Below are 20,189 nucleotides of genomic sequence, written 5' to 3'. Positions count from 1 at the left end.
GGTTAGTTCGGGGGTTAGGTCGCGGAAACGGGGTTAGGTTTCTAACCCGGCGGGTTACCGCGCCTTCAGTACTCTTGAGCTGCGGAAAGTTAGCTGGGTTAGGCGGGTTAGGTCGGTGCGGAGCGCTCGGCTGAGTGCTGGATTCCGGCGTTTCGAGGGCATCCGCACCGACCTAACCTCGCTAGCCCTCGTCGTCCAGGTCTGCGGTCGCCTGCTTGGCCAGGGCCTCACGGATAGTCACCGGATCAACGGGGTAGCGGTTCTTCGAACTGGGCACCTTGACGCCGATCGCTGCCAGGTCCGCGCACAGCCTCGTGCCGGTGAGACCGCGGTAGGCGGGCCAGTCCGGCGCGTGGTTGCTCAGTAGAACCGCCACCTTCGCGGCCGGAACCGGGTCGGCGTCGAGCACATCGGAGATGTCTTCGAGCAGGTCCCGCTTCGTCTCGATCTGCCGCGCCGGCGCAGTACCGCCGGGCAGTTCACCGCGCTTGGCAACCGCGGCCATGGCACGCTCGATGATCGGCGTTACCTGGTCGTTCTCCCTTGCCACGTCCAGGAAGTAGACCTGCACGATGTCGGAGCGCTCCCCCGTGAAGCCCTTGACCACGGCAGTTCCCTTGTCGGTGCCCGGGATCAGCTCGGTGGCGCGGTGCCCGGCCGCGTAGGCGCCCTGCCCCAACAGCGCGTCGTTCGCCACGTGGTCGCCGACCGCGAACGCGACGCCGTTCGAGCAGTTCCGCGTGACGTCGCGCGGCATGCTGTCCTTCGTCGGCGCCTGGGTGGACACGAGCAGGTGGATGCCGCGCTTCCTGCCCAACCGGACGATGTCGACCAGGAGTTGCGCGATCTCCTTGCCGTACTGGCCATGCTGGATCGCAACGTGAGCTTCTTCGAGCAGGCCGAACAGCGGGTGCAACCCGACGTTCTTGCTGGCCAGCTCACGCGTGACGGCCGGAACCTCGTACTTGATCAGCAGTTCACCGCGTCGCTGCACTTCGGCGTGCAGCTCGCGCAGGTGTTCCAGGATCTCGGCAATCTTCTCGTCCTCGGCACCCATGACGTAGCGGGAGCACCGCGGCCTGAACGCCTCGAAGTCGAAGTTCGCATCGGGAACCCAGATGCGCAGCTCGGCGGTCGGGTCGAGCGCGGCGCCGCCCATGATGACCCGCGCGGCGCCCGACTTGCCCTGACCAGGCATACCGCCGGTGATCGTGTTGCGCTCCATCAGCGGAGCCAGGATCGGCTCACCCCGCAGCGTCTTGCCGAACGGCACGCCCTTGAACACGTCCACGGTGCCGTCTTCGAGTAGCGGATACGGCCCGGCACCCTCGGCGAGCGCGCCCTTGTCCGCTACCCACAGGTCCAAAATCCCCGCTTCGCTCCCGGTAGTCGGCCACACCTCTTTGGACAGTCGGTGCAGGCCGGTCGCCAGGTCAGCGCGACGCCGCGCCACCTTCTCCGCGGTGACCCCGGCAGGAAGTCGGACGATCGCGTGCGTACCGCGCCCATCCCGGCGGGCCGGAGTGATGAACTGCAACGGCAGTCCTTCCTTGAGATACGCCGTGACCTGCGGAATCCGGAGCGCGGACAGGGCGCGGGCAATCGTGGTTTCGTCGATCGTGACGTCTCCGTCCGCGTCGGCAGAGGTGGCGAGCCAGCTCGGAGCCTGGCCGCGCCGGCGTCCCTCACGCCACGCGGCGAACAGCACGCCGGCGCTCACCACGTACGGCGCGACCAGGATCAACGGCGTCCAAGCCCAAGCGATCGCACCGAACGCCCACCGGAGTCCGCCCAGCACCCCGCCGATGACGCCGAAGAACGATCCGGCGTCGGAGAGCTGCACGAGCAGGCCGATCAGCAGGACCAGCACGACCAGGGCTGCCAGGCCGATCAGCCCGGCTCGGGTCATGCCCCTGATCAGCTCCGGGAGGTCCATCAGCCGCTTGTGCCGCCGTTCTTTGACCTGCTCCATCCGGTCGGTCCACTCCTTGATCTCGTCCACGTTGCCGACCGCCTCAGCGGCCTTGATCTGTCGCCGGTACACCCCGAACGTGGATGCGTCCCAGGTGCGCCGTCCCCACGACTCGAAGCCCTGCATGACCGTCATCCCGTGTCCAAGTGCGGCCTTGGTCCGGTCGTGCGTCGCCGCGGTTCGCACCACGCGGCCGGTGGCGACCACCGTGTTCCCGTAGGCGCGGTAGCGCTCGATTGCCTGGTGTTTCTGGCTGGTCAGCCGCGCGTACTCCTCGGCGCTGACGAGTTCGCCGTCCAGCACCTCGGGGTGCCCGGGCAGGTAGTGCACCTGAGCCAGCTCGGTTGATTCGTCGGTGGTGCTCACGCCGCGTTCCCCTTCCGGTATTCGTCGCGCAACTGCCTGGCTCGCGCTGGCGAGCAGCGCAGGGTCTTGCGGATCGACTCCGCCGACTTCGGGTCGATCGAGTCGGTGGCCACCGCGTCGGCGAACTCCCGCCGGAGGTCAGCGAGGGTGCGTTTCTGCCGCTGCGGAGATGGATGGGTCGGGGTCGATTTACGCTGGTCGCCGGAGCGATCGAGGGTCGCCACCGGTCCGGCGTCCAACTCCGGGATCGAGGGTCGAGCCTGCGTGGCCAGCCACGCGGACACCTCGTCGCTGAGCACTTCGGCCAGTTCCACCGGCGGCTCAACCGGCATGCCGGGCACGACGGCTTCGACCAGGCGACCGCGTCCGCTGAGGCAGTACCGACCGGGCACGTAGACCAGGCTTGCGCGGCCCGCCGCGTCGATCTCGGCAACTGCCTGCCGGACTGCCGCGCGCTGCACCTTGGCCACCTTGCGCGCCGCGCGGCGGTCCACCCGAGCGGTCCGCCGGTCGGCAGCCGCACGCCGGGGTGTCGCGGTCACGAGCTGGTGAGCGAGAACGCCGGCGATCGAAGCGACGCCCATCACCACCGCTGCGGACATGCCCCGGCTGAGCCCGTGCAGCACGTTGAGCCCGAAGGCGACGAGCGCGAACATCCACACGCCGGCCTGCAACGCCCACACCGGCCGGTCCGGGTGCGTCCGCCGGGATGTGGTTGTCGCGACGGCGAACGCCCACATGCCCAGTTCGGAGAGCACCGGCAGGACAACCCCGGTCGCGTTGCCGTAGACATCCCAACCGAAGCGAGCCATCGACGGAATCGCCATGATCGCGCTGGCGATCGCGAGCGGGTAGATGAGCAGGTCCACCGTGTGCGCGGTCGCCCAGGTGCGAATTCGAGTCCATAACGCGGCCCGCCGCGCAGTCTTGGCCTCACGCTCAGCGCGCTTCTGCTTGGTCAGCAAGGCCGCGTCGGCACGGGCCTGTTCAGCCAGCGCGTTCCGCTCGGCGATCCGCCGCGCGCTGGCAGCGTCCGCGTTCAACCGGTCCTGTTCGGCCTCGGCCGCGCGGTTCGCTCGTCGTTCGGCTGCCCAGTTCATGCGCTGGCCTCCGTCCCGGTCTTGTCCTCGGTGGCGGTGTTCTCGATCTGGGCGGGCCGCTTCGGGGGCATCCGCCGCATGGCGCGCACCTCGAAGACGGCCCAGACCGCGGCGGCCGGCACCGACAGCAGCGCAATCCAGCCGTTAACGGTCAGCCCGAGCAGCAGCGGAACCGACACGGCGGACAGCTCACCGAAGTGCCACACGGTCCACTGCACGGCCAGTTCGGTGCGCGTCTGCTTGCGCAACACGGTCTCGGTGGTCTCGGTCATCAGGCACCTCCCGAAGGCGTGGTGTGTGCGAAGAAGTGGTTGATCGGGCTGGTCGGCTTGGCGCTGGCCTGCCGCACGGCGTAGCCGTCGATCCGGCGCATGACGCCTTCGAGGACGCGAGCGACCAGCACGAGCGGAATGCGGATCAGGTGCAGCGTCAGGAACAGCGCCACCGCACCGGCGAACCGCAGGAGAGCCGCGGTGCCGTAGCGGGACAGGACGTCGAAGGTGTTCATGCCGCCACCCCCGCCGTATCCGCGTCGAAGCAGTCCCAGCACCGGCGAGTCGAGGTCGGCACGACGTACGGCTTGACCTGGTCGCAGCCACCGCATGTGCGCCGCGCCTGGTTGGCCGCGTCGAGTTGCCCCGGCCGGAGCGGTCGGACCTCAGCCGCGAGTTCGACGGAGAACGGCTCGGCCACCGTCTCGTGCCTGAACGGCTTGTGGTGACGGAAGACCAGCAGCGCTAACGGGTCCTGCCCGTTCGGGCGGAGTCCCGCGTCCCGGAGCTGCGACTTGGTCAGCAGTACGGAGGGAGCCTCACCCCAGGCGAATGCGGGAAGGCCGTCGAGGAAGCCGCGGCACAGGGCCACGTGGTGAACCCGGCCGTCGAAGACGGTCACCACGGTCTGCTTGCGTTTGCGCGGGTTCACCGGTCCTCACCACCGGCGATCCGAGCCAGCTCAGCCGCGGCCTGGAGGTCGAGGCGCTGCGCTTCGGTCGTGTGCCACCCGGCGCGCTTCCAGTCTTCGACGGAGCAACCCGGGGTCGACATCGCAGCGGCCGTCCGGCGGTGCCACATGGCCCGCTCGCGCAGCTGGCCCTCCAGCTCACGCCGAACGGTCGTGTCGATGAGGGTGTTGAGGGCCTGCGGGGTGTAAATCACCCGATCGCTAGCCACAATCTGGGCGAGTCGACGCGCAAGGGGGCTGATGCCGGCGCGGAGCTTGCCTACCATCGTGTTCCTCTCCGTGTAGCCATGCGAGTGGTTGGGGAGACCCGGCCCGGTGGGCTTGTTCTTGGCGGGATGGGCCGCCGGTCCGGGGTCAGAAGGGATGATCAGAAGGCGGGTCATTGGCGATCGCCTGACCGCAACGCCAGCCATGTCGTCGTGAGTGATGCGAGTACGCCGATCACTCGGTGTGCTGCCTGGTCCAGCTCCGTGAGCGCAGTGCCTGGGCCAGCCTCATCAACCACGCCTTCGCGACGCTGCACTGTGGCGTGCTGGACATAGCCGTTCTTGCCGACCAGTCGAGCCGCTGCCTTCAGCGGTTCTCGCCGATCGATCACGTAGTGAGTGACGGCATTGATCGCCGCACCGGCAGCCAGCGCCCGCAGCGGCATTCGGACACCCAAAGCGCGGGTTACCGCGATCGAAGCAGCGGCCTGACCGGCCGTATACGTGACCACGTGGCGAGCGCAGTGCTTCGCTCCTTTGCGCCCAGGCAAGCCCTTCGACACCGCATCGGTCGGAAATTGGAGCCACTGGTCGCAGAAGGGGTGCACGTCGGTGAAGGCCGCGTGCAGCGCGGAGAACAACGCCAAGCCGCGAAGACTGCGCCCGTTCATCACGCGGCCTCCCCATCGAACGAGGTGGCCGAGACCTGGACTGGCAGGGAGCGCAGCACCTCACGGCCGGAGCGACGGCGGCTCCGGTGCGCCCGTCGTGCGTCGGTGAAGCCGTGCAGGAATGCGTACATCGCGGCCTGCTCGTCCTCGGTCAGCTCCAGTTCCGTGGTCTGCGCGAGCCGGTCCAGCTCCGCGTCACGGTCGATCTCCATGCGCTCAAAAGACAGGACGGCGGCTTCCTGAACTGCGGAAATGTCGTCCCAATCGAAGCCGTCGCAGCTGGCTTCGGCGCGGCGGCGGCTGATGTGTGCGGACCTCATCGGGGTTCCTCTCTGTCGACTGACATAAAGCAATCTATATCAGTATGAGTCAGTTGCAAGACTGGCATTCGGGTGAACTATGTCGGTGTGAGTCAGATTCGCTAGACTGCGCAGATGGACGCCAACACGGCTGGTATGGCCGTCTACGAGCGTGTTGCCGAGTCGATCCGGGAGGACATCCGAGCCGGGGTGTTGAAGCCGGGGGACAAGCTCCCCGGCAACCGGGACCTTGCCGAGAAGTACGACGTCGCACTTGGCACGGCGCAGAAAGCTTTGCGGCGACTGCAAGATGGCGGCTGGTTGACCGCGACCCCAGCGGTCGGCGTCTTCGTCAACGAGCTGCCTGCCGAGGCTGACCGCCTGGACGTTGCCGCGGAGCTACGCGAACTCCGACAAGCGGTGGCGGACCTGACCGAGCGGGTGCAGCGCATCGAAGAGGGCACGGGGAAGTCCTAGTTGCCGATGTGCCCGAGGAAGGCCGAAACGCCGTCGATGACGCTGGTCGCCCAGGCGAACAGCTCCTTGACCCATTCCGCGGTCGGCCCGGGGTGCTTCACGACCAGTGCGGCCAGCGCGAGGAAGACGACGGTGCCGATGATCTTGGGCAGGATGCCGCCGCCGGTCTCAGGGACGATGGTGGGGGTTTTGCGGGCCATGTCTCGCTCCGTTCTCTTTGTTCCTGGCCACCCCGTTCGGTGGTGTGAACAAAGAGAACCGCAGCTCGGAGGACGTAGGTACCGCACTTTCGAAGATCGTCCGGGACGTCCTTGCGTCAGATCGCGTCCCATGGAAACGTCCGAAACGTCCCGGGAAGTGGAGGGTCCGGAACGTGGCAAATGATCGGCTCCGCACGGCGATGCTGGCGGCGAACCTGACTGTGGAGACGCTGGCCGCGAAGGTCGACGTCGACCCAAAGACGGTGGACCGGTGGATCGGCAACGAGGATCGGCGGCCGCATCGCGCAACGCGGCACAAGCTCACCGAGCTGCTCGGCGTGCGCGAAGCGGACCTGTGGCCCGCGCTCGCCGGAGATTCCCGGCCGGCACCGGTCGAGTCCGAGCTGGTGCACCTGTACCCGTCCCGCTCGGCCATCACGGGGGCGAACTGGGAAGCACTGCTGCACGGCGTCCGTGAGCAGATGGACGTACTCGTGTTCTCGGGCGCGTTCCTGGTCGAGCAGTACAACCTAGTGCCGCTGATCAGGCAAAAGGCCGCTGAGGGCGTGCGCTTCCGGCTCATGGTCGGTGACGAGACGTCCCCTGCGGTCATCCAGCGCGCGCTCGACGAGAACACGCCCGGCGGGCTTGAAGGCCGCATCCAGCTCATGCGCCGGTACCTGTCCGACGTCGTCGACCTGGACGGTGTCGAGGTCCGAACACACGGCACGATCCTCTACAACTCGATCTACCGATTCGACGATGAGTTGCTGGTCAACGGCCATGCTCACGGCGCACTTGCCGGTCAGAGCCCGGTCCTGCACCTGAAGCGCATCCCGTCCGGCCAGATGTGGCAGCACTACATGCGCTCGTTCGAGCGCGTGTGGTCGGTCGGCGTCCCCGAAACCAGCTAGGAGAGCGGCCATGGCACGCGTGGATTACTTCGACGACCCGAACGCCCCGGTCGCGAACAGCGTGGTCCCTTCGGTCACCGTGGTGATCCGGGATGACGCTGGTCGCGTGCTGCTCATCCACAAGATCGATAACGACCTGTGGGCACTGCCCGGTGGCGGACACGACGTCGGCGAACGCATCACGGACACCGCGGTCCGGGAAGTGCGGGAGGAAACCGGCCTGGACGTCGAGATCGTGCGCCTGATCGGCACCTACACGGACCCCCGACACGTCATGGCCTACGACGATGGGGAGGTCAGGCAGCAGTTCTCGTTGTGTTTCGAAGGCCGATGGACCGGGGGACAGCCGCGGGAAGACGGCACGGAGACGAAGGCCGTGCGATGGGTCGAGCCCGCGGACCTGGACGGCCTGAACATCCACCCGTCGATGCGCCTCCGCATCGACCACGGCCTGGACACCAGCCGGACGGCTCCCTACTTGGGCTGAGCCTTCGCTAGGCGTTCCTCAGTGCGCTGAACAGCCTCTTTGAGGATTGGCGCGGCCTTCACCCAGGTCCGATGAACAGGGTCTTCCGGCGGGTAACGCTTCAAGATCTCGGCGATCCGCTCGTCGTAAGTTAGCCGCTCACCGCTCGGGCCGGTGGTCAAGTCTGCCGTGACCAGAGCGTCGAGAACAGGACTATCTTCAAGCGGGAAGTCCTCTAGTTCCTTGCTTAGCCCCCGCTCTGCGGCCTCGAACCTGGCCCCAGAATGGTGGGCGACGAGGTTCACAACCCGGCTCGGCCATCCCCTATCGCGAAGATATCGTGCTCCATCTAATGGATGGAACGAGCTGTGGCCGATGCGTGGCGAGTAGCCAATATCGTGCAGCCACGCTGCCGCAAGCAGCGTTTCGCGGTCATTGACATCGACCGCAGGTGCAAGTTCCTGGCTGCGTGACGCGACTTGCTGCACGTGGGACCATCTGCGCCCCAGAGGTGCGACCAGTCGCTCGGCGAGCAGGGCGGCGTCTTCGACAGTTGCCATATCCGGGACCTTACTCCGGGATGCCTTCTCGGTCTCAAATCGCTGGCTTAGAGGACGGCAACGCTGGCATCGCTGAGACCTCGATTCGGTGAAGAGTTGGTCAAGGAGTGTGACGATAGGTAGCATTTCACAGACTCACAGCAGTCCACCTAGGGAGGTGCAGGCTCGTGATCGCCCGCTTTCTGCTGTTCTGCAGCTCGTACGTGCCACTTTTTGTCATCTTTGCGATCCGATTCGAGCGGACGTCTGTCCTGTGGTGGTCGATAGCTGGGTTCTCCACACTTTCTGCGGTGGTTCTATTTGTTCTAGTAAACAGGCGTCACGAGCCACAGTTCTACCCGATAGAAGTCGTTGAAGACAATTCTGCTGCAGCTGCCTACGTGGCTACGTATGTGCTGCCGTTCGTGACGATTAATGAGCCGACTGTGCGTGACCTGTGGGCGTACTTAGTCTTCTTCTTGGTTGTCGCTATCCTTAACGTCAGGAGTACTCTTGCGGGCATTAACCCTCTTGTCTATCTGACTCCTATGAGGATATATCAGGTGCGGACTTCGCAAGGGCGATCATATGTTCTGCTGTCGCGCGATCGTCCCCGGGTTGGCGAGTCCATTAGTGCAAGTCGGGCGTTCTCTGGGCTGCTTGTAAAGAAGGGACGAGACAATGACGAATGAAACTAGTGGTTCCAGTGGACGTACTGCTTGGTTGAATCTGGGATTGGAGTCCTTGAGTCTAGTTGTCGCATGGCGTGCTGGCGCAAAGCTCAAGTCGGCCTCCGTCCCGCTCTCTGTTCCGGTGGCGGACGAGCTGCGGGAAATTTGCCGAGCGAGCGACTTTGGCTAGGGTTGATGAACTGGAGGAGCGCCCTTGGGATCCCGATGCAGCCGCGGAGTCAGACGAGTACCTACTTGCTTCCATTGAACAACTTGGGGATGACTCCGAAGTTCTTCGAACGGTGCAGGCGGAAGAGTTCGATGTGCTCAACGCCAAGAACCTTCCTGATCGAGAGTTCCTCTTCTACGCGATGATTGCTGGGCCAAAGGACCATCGAATAGTGTTTATTCGTAAATTCAATCTCAGGCGCGGTGTCAAGAATCGCCTGATTACCCTATTCGGAGAAACGCTCGGCAAGATCACGGATCCAATCTTCACATTCGACAGCCGCGCGGACATGGTATTGGACCCGCGGCGGGGGCTTGCTATCTTAGGGCTAAGTGCTTTTCAAATGCTCTTCCGGAGTAGCCCTGAGATGGTGGCGCGCACCCCGGACTACGTCGAGGAGATAGCGGATTCACTGCCTATGAGTAGTGCGAGCATAGCTACCTTGGTTGAGGTTGCATTGGGGAATATGAATGTCAATAGAAGATTGCAGTCGATCGTGAGTCGAGGTCACTTGGTGAATGTGACCCTTGATGAGATTCGAAAGGAAATGTTGCGCCACGATCTAGATGTTGGCAAGTTCATTGTTGATGGGAAGTTGACTTTCGATAAGGCGGACTCGAAGGAGATCCTGAAGCTGCTGAACGAAGATCTATTTCGTGGCGGGCTCACGAACCAGGGCTACCAGGTTGACAGAAAATCTCCACGCTGAGTTACAACCTGGTTACGAACTGGTGTTCGATACGCCGACCAGGTGAAACGCCTCCAGATCTGTCGTAGGTGAGCTGTACACACAGGGGTATGAGCCCATCAGATGTCGATCCTGTGCCGGCGGTGGTAGCGGTGCGCCCGTGGGGGCGGCATGGCTTGTGGCAAGCGATAGTGATGGACGGCGGCACGGTGGTGGCGCGGTTCCTGGCTTTGTCAGAGCAAGCGGCGTACGAGCGTGCCGTTGAGTGGACTCACCCGCGGGATACGAGGCGGGCTAACTGGACTGACGCTGACGTACCGTCGCCGCGAACGGAGCTCGACGAACAGTCGTAACCTCCGGAGCTTGCGTTGGTGGATTCGATGCAGGCGGTGGATGTCGCTATCGACGGCTACCCCGTATTCCCCCCGAACTCCTCGAGGTACAGCAGATTTGCCCAGGTCAGAGGAGGTCAGCGCGTTCCACTGTAAATCAGACGGCTTCGCCTTCGGGGGTTCGAATCCCTCACCTGCCACACCAGCGGAAAACGCCCCGCTGACCTGCGACAACAGGTCAGCGGGGCGTTCTTCGTCTGTCCGGCCGCATCCGGCCGTTGACGACTCGCTGTGGCCGGTGCGTGGCCACGCTCACAGCCCCGGCGGCTCCCGCAGGCCTGAACGTCGTGCGCGGGGGGCGGCACCGGCCGCGGGAAAGATCTTGGAAGAAAGTTCGAACCGGACTTCTCGCCGGCCCGTGTCGGTGGTGTCGGTCACCGCGGAATGGGCGGGGCTGCTGACTACGAGAAGGAGTAAGTCCCATGGCACGCAAGCGAATCGTTCTCTCGGCTACGGCCGCGGTACTCGGGCTGGCGGTGCTCGGTGCTTGTGGTCAGGGGGCCGCACAGGGCGGGGCGCCGGCGCCGGTGGCCGAGGAGCAGGCCGTGGTCGCCCCGGCGGCGCAGCAGGCCGCGCCCGAGGTCAAGCTGGCCGCCACCGAGATCGACGGCCTCGGCCAGGTGCTCACCGAACAGGGCGGCAAGACGCTCTACCGCTTCGACAAGGACACCGCGCAGCCCGCGAAGTCGAACTGCGAGGGCGACTGCGCCAAGGCCTGGCCGCCACTGCTGGCCGGCGCCGGGGTGCCCGAACTGTCCGGTGTGGACGCGTCCGTGGTCGGCGAGGTGGCCAGGGCCGACGGCACCAAGCAGGTCACCGTCAAGGGCTGGCCGGTCTACACCTACGCCAAGGACACCGCGGCGGGCGAGGTCAAGGGCCAGGCCGTGGGCGGCACCTGGTACGCGGTCAACCCGCAGGGCGGCAAGGCCGTCAAAGCCGAGGAACAGCAGCAACAGCAGCAGGCGGGCGTGAAGCTCACCGCCGCCGAGGTCGAGGGCGTCGGGCGGGTGCTCACCGAGCAGAACGGCCTGACCCTGTACCTGTTCAGCAAGGACAGCAAGAAGCCGCCGAAGTCGGTCTGCAACGATGACTGCGCCACCGCCTGGCCCCCGCTGATCGCCAACGGTGAGCCCGAGCTGTCCGGTGTGGACCCCGAACTGGTCGGCACGGTGAAGCGCGACGACGGCACCGAGCAGGTCACCGTCGGCGGCTGGCCGGTCTACACCTACGCCAAGGACACCGCCGCCGGGCAGGCGAACGGGCACGGCGTCGGCGGCACCTGGTACGCGATGATGCCGGAGGGCTGCAAGTCCGAGGCCCCGTTCGTCGCACAGAAGAAGGCGGCACCCGCCCCGGCCGGGTCGGCCTCGGACAGTGGCGGAAATGGCTACTGAACCAGCGTGGAAACGGCCTGGCCATTCGCGGAGTGGCCGGGCTTTTTCCTGTCCGCCACAGGATCGCGTGCTGCGCGCGACCATCGCGCGGGTCCACGAGGAGCGCCGCCGCACCAATCGGCGCCGCCGCCTCGCCGGGCTGGTCGCCGGGGTCGCGCTGGCCGGTGGGGCGCTCGCCGGGGGACTGGCGATCGGGCACCCCGACGTCACCGAACCCCGCTGGACCGCGGTCTCCGCCGACGGGATCCACCTGAGCACGCGGCTGCTGCCCGCGGCCGGGTGGACCCGGTTCGACGTGGAGGTCGCCGGGGTCGACCTCGGCGAGCACTGCCGGCTCGTGGTCACCGACACCGCGGGCGTCGACCACGAGGCCGGCAGCTGGGCGGCTTCGGAGAAGGCGACGCGGCTCGCCGGATCGGTGCTGGTGCCGTCGAACGAGGTGCGCGCGATCAGCGTGGTCGACGGGGACGGCCGGGAACTGGTCCGCGCTGGAGCGCGCTAACGCACGCCGGTCATCGCGAAGCCGACGAACGCCTCGATGGTGCGATCACGCTCGTCCGGGCTGAGCCCACCGCGCACCCCGGTCAGGATGGCCGAGATGATCAGCGACAGCAGGCCCTCACCGGCGATCTCGGTGTCCAGATCGGACCGGAGGAAGCCGCGGCGCACGCCGTTGGCGAGGAAGGCCGACGCGGTGGCGCCGAAGGTGCGGACCAGCCGGAGCAGGCGCTGCAGCGACTCGTCGTCGATCGCCGGTGCGTCGAGCAGGATGAACTGGACCAGGCCCGGTTCGCGCTCGACCAGGGCGAACACCCTGGTCAGGATGGCGCGGAACTGCGCGGCCAGCTCCCCGGACGTGCTCGCGTCGTCGGGCTCGTCGGCGCCGACCACCTCGTTGAGGATGAAGTCGACGCCGCTGTCGAGCACCTCGTCGAGGATGTGCCGCTTGTTGTCGAAGTAGTTGTAGAAGGTGCCGTGGCTGACGCCTGCTTCCCGGACGATGTCGGAAACGCCGGTGTTGCGGTAACCCTGGGCGGAGAAGACGTGGTGCGCGGCGCGGACCAGCTGGACCCGCCGTTCTGCCGTACGGTTGCGCACGGACGCTCCTATCACTTACTCACCCCGTGCACGGCGAACCCGACCAGGGTGTCGATGTACCGCCCACGTTTCTCTTCGGTCGCTTCCCCGCGCAGTGCCAGCAGGAAGCCCGGCACGATCAGTGCGTTCAACCCGTGTGCCACCGCGGCGGTGTCGAGATTGTGGCGCAACCAGCCCGCGCGCACACCGGTTTCCAGATAGGACGCCATCAACGCGGACAGCGTGGCCTCCAGCCCGAGCAGCCGCGCTTTCAGTTCCGCGTCGATCGCCGCGGCCTCCACCAGCACCAGTTTCAGCAGGTCCGGTTCCTCGTCGATCAGCATGAACAGCCGCTGCGCGATGGCGCGCAGTTGTGCGGTGAACTCCTCGGCGTCCCTCGGTTCGTCGCGCGTCGCGGCCGCGCGCACGGTGGTGATCAGCCGCTCGACGCAGTGGTCCAGCACGTGGTCGAGCAGTTCGCGCTTGCTCTCGAAGTAGCGGTAGACGGTGCCTTGACCGACCTTCGCGTGTTTCGCCACTTCCGAGATGTTCGCGGCTTCGTATCCGCGCTCGGTGAAGACGACGCACGCGGAGTCGACGATCTGCCTGCGGCGCCGCTCGGCCAGACCCTTCTCCGGCGGCCTGCCCCGGCGAGCGCGGGGCGTCGCCGGTGAAGACGTGGACGCGGATTCCATCTCGCTCAGCTTACGGGACCTGAACTTCCGTGGACGGCTCAGCACTGCATTAGTGCAAACGATCACGCACCGCCACCCCCACTTCTACGCAGCGCTGGCGACGTATTCTGATCAGAGGGTTTCGGGCGCTGCCGAAAACGGTGGTTTTCACCGCGGCGCCGGGTGAAAATGGTGGGTTGCGGCGAACAGGGCGGAGGATCGCGGATGACTAAGGCCCCACCGACATCCCGTCTGGTGCGGGCGACCGCGCTGGGCAGGCTGGCTGCCGGGCAGGTGTTGCGGCAGGCGGGCACCAAGGTTGCCGGGCTGGGCCGTTCGAGTGAAAAAAGGCAGCTTTTGCTCGATCGTCGCGCACTCGCGGCCGCTGATCAGCTCGTTTCGGTGCTCGGCGGAATGAAGGGCGCGGCGATGAAGCTCGGGCAGCTTCTTTCCGTGCTCGATCTCGATCTCGTGCCCGACTCCTCGCGCCCGGAATTCCGGCGCAAACTCGCCGTACTTCTGGCGAAGGCCCCGGCGGTGCCGTTTTCCGATATGCGGAAGGTGGCGGAGGACGATTTGGGCGCCCCGATCGCCGAAGTGTTCGCCGAATTCGACCGGAATCCGGTGGCGGCGGCCTCGATCGGCCAGGTCTACCGCGCCCGCCTGCCCGACGGGCGGGCGGTCGCGGTGAAGGTGCAGTACCCCGGCATCGCCACCGCCGTGCGCGCCGACCTGAAGAACCTGGCGCTGTTCCTCCGGCTGGCGCCGAACATCTTCCCCGGACTGGAAATGGGCTCGCTGGCCGAGGAGATCCGGCTGCGCATCGAGGAGGAACTGGACTACCGGCTGGAGGCGAAGACGCAGCACGACATCGCGGTCCAGTACGCCGGGCACCCGTTCATCGCCATCCCGGACAGCGTCGCCGAACTCTGCGGGCAGCGCGTGCTGGTCACCGAATTCGTCGAGGGCATGGACTTCGACGGCATCGCCGCGCAACCCCGCGACGTGCGCGACCGGGTCGGCGAGATCATCTACCGCTTCTACTGCGGATCGCTCTTCCACACCGGCGACTTCCCCGGCGACCCGCACCCTGGCAACGTGTTGCTGCGCCACGACGGCCGCGTCGCGTTCCTCGACTTCGGACTGTTCAAGCGGATGAGCCCGGAAAGCATCCACCTCGAACGGACGGTGCTGCGCGCCGCGGCCGACGGCGACGCCGAGCAGGTGCACGCCCGCATGGCGGCGGCGGGGATCCTCGGCGAACCCGACCGGATCGAACCGGACGAAGTGCTCGCCTACATCGAGGACGCCGTCGGCTGGTACCTGGCCGACGCCGAGATCGAGGCGACCCCGGAACTGGCGGCCGAAGCGATGATCAGCTCGATCGACCCGCGTTCGCCGCACTACCGGAAGATGCGCTGGCAGTACCTGCCGCCGGAGCACCTCTTCGCGCGACGGGCGGAGCTGTACGCCTTCGGCCTGCTCGGCCGGTTGCGGGCGCGGGGGAACTGGCACCGCATCGCCAGGGAATGGCTGCACGGCGACGAACCGGCGACCGAACTCGGCCACGTGGACGCGAAGTGGCGGGCCGGCGACACCGCCCCGGCTCAGGAGCCGAGGTAGCGCAGGACGGCGAGTACCCGGCGGCTGTACCCGCTGGTGTGCGAGAGCGCCAGCTTGTCGAAGATCGAGTTCACGTGCTTTTCCACCGCGCTCAGCGAAACGTAGAGCTGCCCGGCGATCCCGGCGTTCGTGTGCCCCTGCGCCATCAGGTCGAGCACCTCGCGTTCGCGCGCGGTCAGTTTCCCCAGTGGATCGCTGTGCGTGGTCCGGGCGAGCAGCCGCCGGACGACCTCCGGGTCGAAGGCCGCGCCACCGGCACCGACGCGGTCGAGCGCGTCCAGGAATTCGCCGACCTGCGCCACCCGGTCCTTGAGCAGGTAGCCGACGCGGCCGCCGTCGTCGGTGATCAGTTCGGTGGCATAACGCTTTTCGACGTACTGCGACAGCACCAGCACCCCCACCTCCGGGAACCGCGCACGGATTTCGAGCGCCGCGCGCAGGCCTTCGTCGGTGTGCGTCGGTGGCATCCGGACATCGGTGACGATCACGTCCGGGCGGTGGGCGGCGGTGGCGGACAGCAGCGCGTCGCCGTCACCGACCGCGGCCAGCACCTCGTGCCCCTCCTCGGCGAGCAGCCGGACCAGCCCTTCCCGCAACAGGGTGCTGTCCTCGGCGAGCACTACCCGCACGGCAACTCCGCGGTGATCGTGGTCGGACCGCCGACCGGACTGTCCACAGTGAACTCCCCATCGGCGGCGGCGACCCGGCGCGCCAGGCCCGAAAGCCCACCGCCCGGACGCGCCCCACCGCAGCCGTCGTCGCTGATCCGCACGGTGAGCATGGTGCTCCCGCGGCGCACCGACACGTCGATCCGGGTGGCCGACGCGTGCTTCATCGCGTTCGTCACCGCTTCGGACACCACGAAGTAGGCCACCGTCTCCACCGCGAGCGACGGGCGTTCGTCGAGGCCGAAGTCGAGGTGGACCGGCACCCCGGCGCTCTCCGCGACGGCTTCGAGCGCGGGGTGCAGCCCGCCGTCGTCGAGGGCGACCGGGTACACCCGCCAGGTCACTTCACGCAGGTCACGAAGGGCCTGCTGGGACTCTTCGTGTGCCTGTCGCACGAGTTCGGCCGCTCGCTCGGCGTCACCGGTCCGCCGGGCGCGGCCGAGCAGCATGCCCAGGGCGACCAGCCGTTGCTGCACACCGTCGTGCAGGTCGCGCTCGATGCGGCGGCGTTCGTCGTTGACCGCTTCGACCACCTCGGCGCGCGTGATCGACAGTTCGGAGACCCGGCGGCGCAACAGTTCCCGCGCGCTCGGCCCGAAGAACCGGTTCGCCAGCACCCGGTCCAGCTTCGCCACGCCGATCAGCCCCTGCACGGCGATGAACGCGAGCAGCAGGCCGAACAGGAAGATGGTGATCGAGTCGTACCAGTCCGCGGGCTCCTCGCCACCGCCGACGCGGCCACCGGAGAAGATCTGGCCGAGCATGATGACCGCCGACACGGCGCCGTAGACGATCAGCAGGAGCACCCCGGCGCCGAGCAGTCCGGTCACGCAGCGCAACGCGAGGTAACGCAGCGCGCGCCCGCCGGTGTAGTCGTCCCCGTTCTCGGCGTCGAAGAACCGGACGAGCCGCCGCCGCTCCAGTTCGGCCAGCGCGCGGGCCCCCGCGTAGACCCCCGGGCGCGCGGGCGGCAGCGCCAGTGCCAGAGTTCCGGCGACCACGTAGATCGACTCCGCGAGCGCGGTGACGGCCCCGGCCGCCAGCCCGGCGGTGCCGCGCCCGGCGGCCCGCACCCAGCTCAGTTCCACCCGGTGAGGCTAACCGGCTGCTCCAGGCCGGGGACTGCGGTTTTCCGCAGGATCTTCCTGGGGTACCCGACCGGATATGGGAGGCCTCACCGCAATGTCCGGAACTCGAGTGGTTCGTAGGTTCGTTGGCAGGTGCAGACGACCATGAAAGGCCGCCGATGATCACGCAACTCGCCCAGCAAGCCCCGGAGATGGGAGGGCTCGCCGGATGGGCGGTGAGTCTGATGGACACGCTCGGAGGGGTGGGCGCGGCCGTCATCGTCGGGCTCGACAACCTCTTCCCGCCCATCCCCAGTGAACTGGTGCTGCCGCTGGCCGGCTTCTCCGCCAGCCAGGGCACGTTCAGCCTGGCCGAGGCGCTGATCTGGACCACGCTGGGTTCGGTGGTCGGCGCGCTGATCGTCTACTACCTGGGCGCGCTGCTCGGCCGGGAGCGCTGCCGGGCGCTGATCTGCAAGATCCCGCTGGTCAAGGGCTCGGACTTCGACAAGACCGAGAAGTGGTTCGCCAAGCACGGCACCAAGGCGGTCTTCTTCGGCCGGATGATCCCGCTGTTCCGCAGCATGATCTCGCTGCCTGCCGGGATCGAGAAGATGCCGGTGTGGAAGTTCCTGTCGCTGACCACGCTCGGCAGCCTGATCTGGAACACCATCTTCGTGGTCGCGGGCTACATCCTCGGCGCCAACTGGCACGTCATGGAGGAGTACGCCGGCATCTTCCAGAAGGCGGTCATCGGCCTGGTGGTGCTGGCCGTGGTCGTCTTCGTGGTCAAGCGCCTGAAGAACCGGAACAAGGACGACGACGAAGACGAAAAGCCCGAGCCCGAGGAAGAGGACGACGAGCGTCCCACCCGCATGCTTTCGGTCCCGGAGATGACCGGCGGCCGCGGCCGCTTCGTCGGCGACCTCCACTCGCGGGAGCAGCAGAACCGCAGGTGAGAGTGCGGGGGCCCAGCGGCCCCCGCACTCCCGGCCTGGCTCAGGCGGCTTGCTTGACCGGCGTGGCCGCCGGGGCCAGCGCGAGTTCCAGTACCTCCCGCACCGACGCCACCGGGTGCACGTCCAGTTCGGCGAGCACCTCGGCGGGCACGTCGTCCAGGTCCGGCTCGTTGCGCTGCGGGATGACCACGGTCTTCATCCCGGCCCGGTGCGCGGCGAGCAGCTTCTGCTTCACCCCGCCGATCGGCAGCACCCGCCCGGTCAGCGACACCTCACCGGTCATCGCCACGTCGGCCCGCACGACCCGGCCCGAGAGCAGGGACGCCAGTGCGGTGGTCATGGTGACCCCGGCCGACGGCCCGTCCTTCGGCACCGCGCCCGCCGGCACGTGGATGTGGATCCCGCGTTCGGCCAGGTCACCGACCGGCAGCTCCAGCTCGGCACCCCGTGAGCGCAGGTAGGACAGCGCGATGTGCGCCGACTCCTTCATCACGTCGCCCAGCTGCCCGGTCAGGGACAACCCGGTGCCGCCGGTTTCCTTGTCCGACAGCGACGCCTCCACGTAGAGCACGTCACCCCCGGCGCCGGTCACCGCCAGCCCGGTCGCCACACCCGGGATCGAGGTCCGCTGGGTCGACGCCGGCAGCGAGGACTCCGGCAGGTGCCGCGGCCGCCCGAGGTAGGCGTCCAGGTCGCCCGCGTCCACCGCGACCGGCAGCTCGAGCTCGTTCAGCGCCACCTTCGTGGTGATCTTGCGCAGCACCTTCGCGATCGTGCGGTTCGCCGCGCGGACACCCGCCTCCCGCGTGTACTCCGCCGCGATCCGGCTGAGCGCCGCGTCGGTCAGCGTCACGTCGCCCTCGGCCAGCCCGGCCCGCTCCAGCTCACGCGGCAGCAGGTGGTCGCGGCCGATGGTGACCTTCTCGTGCTCGGTGTAGCCGTCGAGGGTGACCAGCTCCATCCGGTCCAGCAGCGGCCCGGGGATGGTCTCCAGCGCGTTGGCCGTGGCCAGGAACACCACGTCCGACAGGTCCAGCTCGACCTCGAGGTAGTGGTCGCGGAAGGTGTGGTTCTGCTCCGGGTCCAGCACTTCGAGCAGCGCCGCGGTCGGGTCGCCGCGGTAGTCGGCGCCCACCTTGTCGATCTCGTCGAGCAGCACCACCGGGTTCATCGACCCGGCTTCCTTGATCGCCCGCACCACCCGGCCGGGCAGCGCGCCGACGTAGGTCCGCCGGTGCCCGCGGATCTCGGCTTCGTCGCGGATGCCGCCGAGCGCCACCCGGACGAACTTGCGGCCCATCGCCTTCGCGATCGACTTACCCAGCGAGGTCTTGCCGACCCCGGGAGGACCCGCGAGCGCCAAAACCGCGCCAGAGCGCCGTCCACCGACGACCGCTCCTGAGCCCGCCCGTCGCCCGCCACCACCCTCAACGGAGCTGCGCAAGCTTCGCGCTGCCTGGTCCGAGCGGCGCTTCCGCACCGCCAAGTACTCGATAATGCGTTCCTTGACGTCGTCCAGGCCCGCGTGGTCGGTGTCGAGCACCGCACGCGCCTCGGCGATGTCGTAGGCGTCCTCGGTGGTGGTGTTCCACGGCATCTCCAGCACCGTGTCCAGCCAGGTGCGGATCCAGCCGCCCTCCGGCGACTGGTCGGAGGTGCGCTCCAGCTTGTCGACCTCGGCCAGCGCGGCCTTGCGCACGTGCTCGGGCAGTTCGGCCGACTCCACGCGGGAGCGGTAGTCGTCGTCCTCACCGCTGCCGTCCAGCTCGCCGAGCTCCTTGCGGATCGCCTCGAGCTGGCGGCGCAGCAGGAACTCCTTCTGCTGCTTCTCCATGCCCTCGGCCACGTCCTTGCGGATCGTGTCGGTCACTTCCAGCTCGGCCAGGTGCTCGCGGGTCCACTCCAGCGCCTTCTCCAGGCGCGCGGTGACGTCCAGCGTGCGCAGCAGTTCGAGCTTCTGCTCCAGGTCCAGGTAGGGCGCGTTGCCCGCCAGGTCCGCCAGCGCCGACGGGTCCTCGAGCTCCTGCACCGCGTCCAGCATCTGCCAGACGCCGCGCTGCTCGAGCACCGAGAGCACCACGGCCTTGTACTCACCGGCGAGCTGCTTGCCCTGTTCGTCGGCGGGCAGTTCGACGGCGTTTTCGGCGTGCACCCACCGGGCCGCGCCGGGGCCGTCGCCGGTCGCGCCGGCGTGGGCCCGCCGGAGACCGCGCAGGACCACGACGGCCTTGCCGCCGGGGACCCGGCCGATGCGCTCGACGGTGGCGACCGTGCCCATCTCGGCGTACTCGCCGTCGACGCGCGGCACGATCAGCACCTCCGCCTTGGGGGCGGTCCGGATGCCGGGCACGGTGACGCCCTGGGATTTGGCCTGCGCGGACTCCACCGCGGCGCGCGTCTCGGCTTCGGTCAGGTCGAACGGCACGACCATGCCGGGCAGCACCACGTCGGAATCGAGGGGGAGTACGGGCAGGAGCCGGGTGTCGGTCATCGAATGCTCCTTCTCAGTTGAGTCTGCTCAGCTCAACTTTCCGGAGCCCCGGTTTGTTTCCCCTGGCTGTTCGCCCGTAGCGA

General features: G+C 67.5%; 23 protein-coding genes and 1 pseudogene. 9 read left to right on the top strand and 15 right to left on the bottom strand.

Going from position 1 to position 20,189, the window contains the following annotated elements; genetic code table 11:
• Positions 1–181 precede the first annotated feature (181 nt).
• The 8 genes from L3Q67_RS07820 to L3Q67_RS07785 all read right to left on the bottom strand — a co-directional run bounded on the left by L3Q67_RS07820 (position 182) and on the right by L3Q67_RS07785 (position 5,598).
• The gene (locus L3Q67_RS07820; protein ID WP_499188880.1) at positions 182–2,338 is read right to left on the bottom strand and encodes an ATP-binding protein; all 2,157 of its coding nucleotides are present in this window, start codon (positions 2,336–2,338) and stop codon (positions 182–184) included.
• The gene (locus L3Q67_RS07815; RefSeq protein WP_499188879.1) at positions 2,335–3,438 is read right to left on the bottom strand and encodes a hypothetical protein; all 1,104 of its coding nucleotides are present in this window, start codon (positions 3,436–3,438) and stop codon (positions 2,335–2,337) included. Before L3Q67_RS07815 ends, L3Q67_RS07820 begins: the two co-directional genes overlap by 4 nt.
• A complete protein-coding gene (locus L3Q67_RS07810) occupies positions 3,435–3,710 on the bottom strand; it encodes a hypothetical protein (RefSeq protein ID WP_499188878.1) in 276 nt (91 codons plus the stop codon). Before L3Q67_RS07810 ends, L3Q67_RS07815 begins: the two co-directional genes overlap by 4 nt.
• Positions 3,710–3,946 (bottom strand): hypothetical protein, encoded by a 237-nt coding sequence (locus L3Q67_RS07805; RefSeq protein WP_499188877.1) that lies wholly within the window; start codon positions 3,944–3,946, stop codon positions 3,710–3,712. The genes L3Q67_RS07810 and L3Q67_RS07805 overlap by 1 nt, the downstream gene beginning before the upstream one ends.
• Positions 3,943–4,362 (bottom strand): RRQRL motif-containing zinc-binding protein, encoded by a 420-nt coding sequence (locus L3Q67_RS07800; protein WP_499188876.1) that lies wholly within the window; start codon positions 4,360–4,362, stop codon positions 3,943–3,945. The genes L3Q67_RS07805 and L3Q67_RS07800 overlap by 4 nt, the downstream gene beginning before the upstream one ends.
• The gene (locus L3Q67_RS07795) at positions 4,359–4,667 is read right to left on the bottom strand and encodes a hypothetical protein (RefSeq protein WP_499188875.1); all 309 of its coding nucleotides are present in this window, start codon (positions 4,665–4,667) and stop codon (positions 4,359–4,361) included. Before L3Q67_RS07795 ends, L3Q67_RS07800 begins: the two co-directional genes overlap by 4 nt.
• A 113-nt stretch (positions 4,668–4,780) precedes the next feature.
• Complete coding sequence (locus L3Q67_RS07790; protein ID WP_499188874.1) at positions 4,781–5,281, bottom strand: hypothetical protein; 501 nt, start codon at positions 5,279–5,281, stop codon at positions 4,781–4,783.
• Positions 5,278–5,598 carry a hypothetical protein gene (locus L3Q67_RS07785; protein WP_499188873.1) on the bottom strand — a complete coding sequence of 107 codons (321 nt, stop codon included), beginning with the start codon at positions 5,596–5,598 and terminating at the stop codon, positions 5,278–5,280. The genes L3Q67_RS07790 and L3Q67_RS07785 overlap by 4 nt, the downstream gene beginning before the upstream one ends.
• Before the next feature lie 114 nt (positions 5,599–5,712).
• Here L3Q67_RS07785 and L3Q67_RS07780 point away from each other — a divergent pair, with 114 nt between their 5' ends.
• Positions 5,713–6,054 carry a GntR family transcriptional regulator gene (locus L3Q67_RS07780; RefSeq protein ID WP_499188872.1) on the top strand — a complete coding sequence of 114 codons (342 nt, stop codon included), beginning with the start codon at positions 5,713–5,715 and terminating at the stop codon, positions 6,052–6,054.
• Here L3Q67_RS07780 and L3Q67_RS07775 read toward each other — a convergent pair.
• A complete protein-coding gene (locus tag L3Q67_RS07775) occupies positions 6,051–6,254 on the bottom strand; it encodes a hypothetical protein (protein WP_499188871.1) in 204 nt (67 codons plus the stop codon). The genes L3Q67_RS07780 and L3Q67_RS07775 overlap by 4 nt on opposite strands.
• A gap of 173 nt (positions 6,255–6,427) precedes the next feature.
• Between L3Q67_RS07775 and L3Q67_RS07770 the strand changes: the two genes are divergently transcribed.
• Together L3Q67_RS07770 and L3Q67_RS07765 are read left to right on the top strand one after the other, a co-directional pair.
• Positions 6,428–7,168 (top strand): helix-turn-helix domain-containing protein, encoded by a 741-nt coding sequence (locus L3Q67_RS07770; protein WP_499188870.1) that lies wholly within the window; start codon positions 6,428–6,430, stop codon positions 7,166–7,168.
• Positions 7,169–7,178: 10 nt separating this feature from the next.
• Complete coding sequence (locus tag L3Q67_RS07765) at positions 7,179–7,655, top strand: NUDIX hydrolase (protein WP_499188869.1); 477 nt, start codon at positions 7,179–7,181, stop codon at positions 7,653–7,655.
• On the opposite strand, the gene L3Q67_RS07760 is transcribed toward L3Q67_RS07765, so the two are convergent.
• Positions 7,643–8,194, bottom strand: coding sequence for an HD domain-containing protein (locus L3Q67_RS07760; protein ID WP_499188868.1), 552 nt, complete (start codon positions 8,192–8,194; stop codon positions 7,643–7,645). The genes L3Q67_RS07765 and L3Q67_RS07760 overlap by 13 nt on opposite strands.
• Before the next feature lie 167 nt (positions 8,195–8,361).
• Here L3Q67_RS07760 and L3Q67_RS07755 point away from each other — a divergent pair, with 167 nt between their 5' ends.
• The 4 genes from L3Q67_RS07755 (at position 8,362) to L3Q67_RS07740 (ending at position 12,049) form a co-directional block, all read left to right on the top strand.
• On the top strand, positions 8,362–8,865 hold the full coding sequence (locus tag L3Q67_RS07755) for a KwaA family protein (protein ID WP_499188867.1): 504 nt from the start codon (positions 8,362–8,364) through the stop codon (positions 8,863–8,865).
• A 161-nt stretch (positions 8,866–9,026) separates the two neighbouring features.
• A complete protein-coding gene (locus L3Q67_RS07750) occupies positions 9,027–9,782 on the top strand; it encodes a hypothetical protein (protein ID WP_499188866.1) in 756 nt (251 codons plus the stop codon).
• A gap of 793 nt (positions 9,783–10,575) precedes the next feature.
• A complete protein-coding gene (locus L3Q67_RS07745; RefSeq protein ID WP_499188865.1) occupies positions 10,576–11,547 on the top strand; it encodes a hypothetical protein in 972 nt (323 codons plus the stop codon).
• A gap of 67 nt (positions 11,548–11,614) precedes the next feature.
• Positions 11,615–12,049, top strand: coding sequence for a hypothetical protein (locus L3Q67_RS07740; RefSeq protein WP_499188864.1), 435 nt, complete (start codon positions 11,615–11,617; stop codon positions 12,047–12,049).
• Here L3Q67_RS07740 and L3Q67_RS07735 read toward each other — a convergent pair.
• Together L3Q67_RS07735 and L3Q67_RS07730 are read right to left on the bottom strand one after the other, a co-directional pair.
• On the bottom strand, positions 12,046–12,645 hold the full coding sequence (locus L3Q67_RS07735) for a TetR/AcrR family transcriptional regulator (RefSeq protein ID WP_499188863.1): 600 nt from the start codon (positions 12,643–12,645) through the stop codon (positions 12,046–12,048). The genes L3Q67_RS07740 and L3Q67_RS07735 overlap by 4 nt on opposite strands.
• A gap of 11 nt (positions 12,646–12,656) precedes the next feature.
• A complete protein-coding gene (locus tag L3Q67_RS07730) occupies positions 12,657–13,319 on the bottom strand; it encodes a TetR/AcrR family transcriptional regulator (protein WP_499188862.1) in 663 nt (220 codons plus the stop codon).
• Positions 13,320–13,523: 204 nt separating this feature from the next.
• On the opposite strand from L3Q67_RS07730, the gene L3Q67_RS07725 reads away from it, so the two are divergent.
• Complete coding sequence (locus tag L3Q67_RS07725; protein WP_499188861.1) at positions 13,524–14,921, top strand: ABC1 kinase family protein; 1,398 nt, start codon at positions 13,524–13,526, stop codon at positions 14,919–14,921.
• Here L3Q67_RS07725 and L3Q67_RS07720 read toward each other — a convergent pair.
• Positions 14,906–15,550: a response regulator transcription factor gene (locus L3Q67_RS07720; RefSeq protein ID WP_499188860.1), complete on the bottom strand. Its 645-nt coding sequence runs from the start codon at positions 15,548–15,550 to the stop codon at positions 14,906–14,908. The genes L3Q67_RS07725 and L3Q67_RS07720 overlap by 16 nt on opposite strands.
• Complete coding sequence (locus L3Q67_RS07715) at positions 15,541–16,677, bottom strand: sensor histidine kinase (RefSeq protein WP_499188859.1); 1,137 nt, start codon at positions 16,675–16,677, stop codon at positions 15,541–15,543. The genes L3Q67_RS07720 and L3Q67_RS07715 overlap by 10 nt, the downstream gene beginning before the upstream one ends.
• A 158-nt stretch (positions 16,678–16,835) precedes the next feature.
• On the opposite strand from L3Q67_RS07715, the pseudogene L3Q67_RS07710 reads away from it, so the two are divergent.
• Positions 16,836–17,466, top strand: a pseudogene (locus tag L3Q67_RS07710) (DedA family protein); the annotation flags it as partial.
• Between the two features lie 189 nt (positions 17,467–17,655).
• On the opposite strand, the gene lon reads toward L3Q67_RS07710, so the two are convergent.
• On the bottom strand, positions 17,656–20,106 hold the full coding sequence (lon, locus tag L3Q67_RS07705; RefSeq protein ID WP_499188858.1) for an endopeptidase La: 2,451 nt from the start codon (positions 20,104–20,106) through the stop codon (positions 17,656–17,658).
• Between the last annotated feature and the right edge of the window lie 83 nt (positions 20,107–20,189).

It is taken from the genome of Saccharothrix sp. AJ9571 (assembly GCF_021725495.1).
In the GTDB taxonomy this organism is placed as follows: Bacteria; Actinomycetota; Actinomycetes; order Mycobacteriales; family Pseudonocardiaceae; genus Amycolatopsis; species Amycolatopsis magusensis.
The sequence above is the reverse complement of the archived record's forward strand: the minus strand, read 5'-3'. Positions and strand labels throughout refer to the sequence as shown.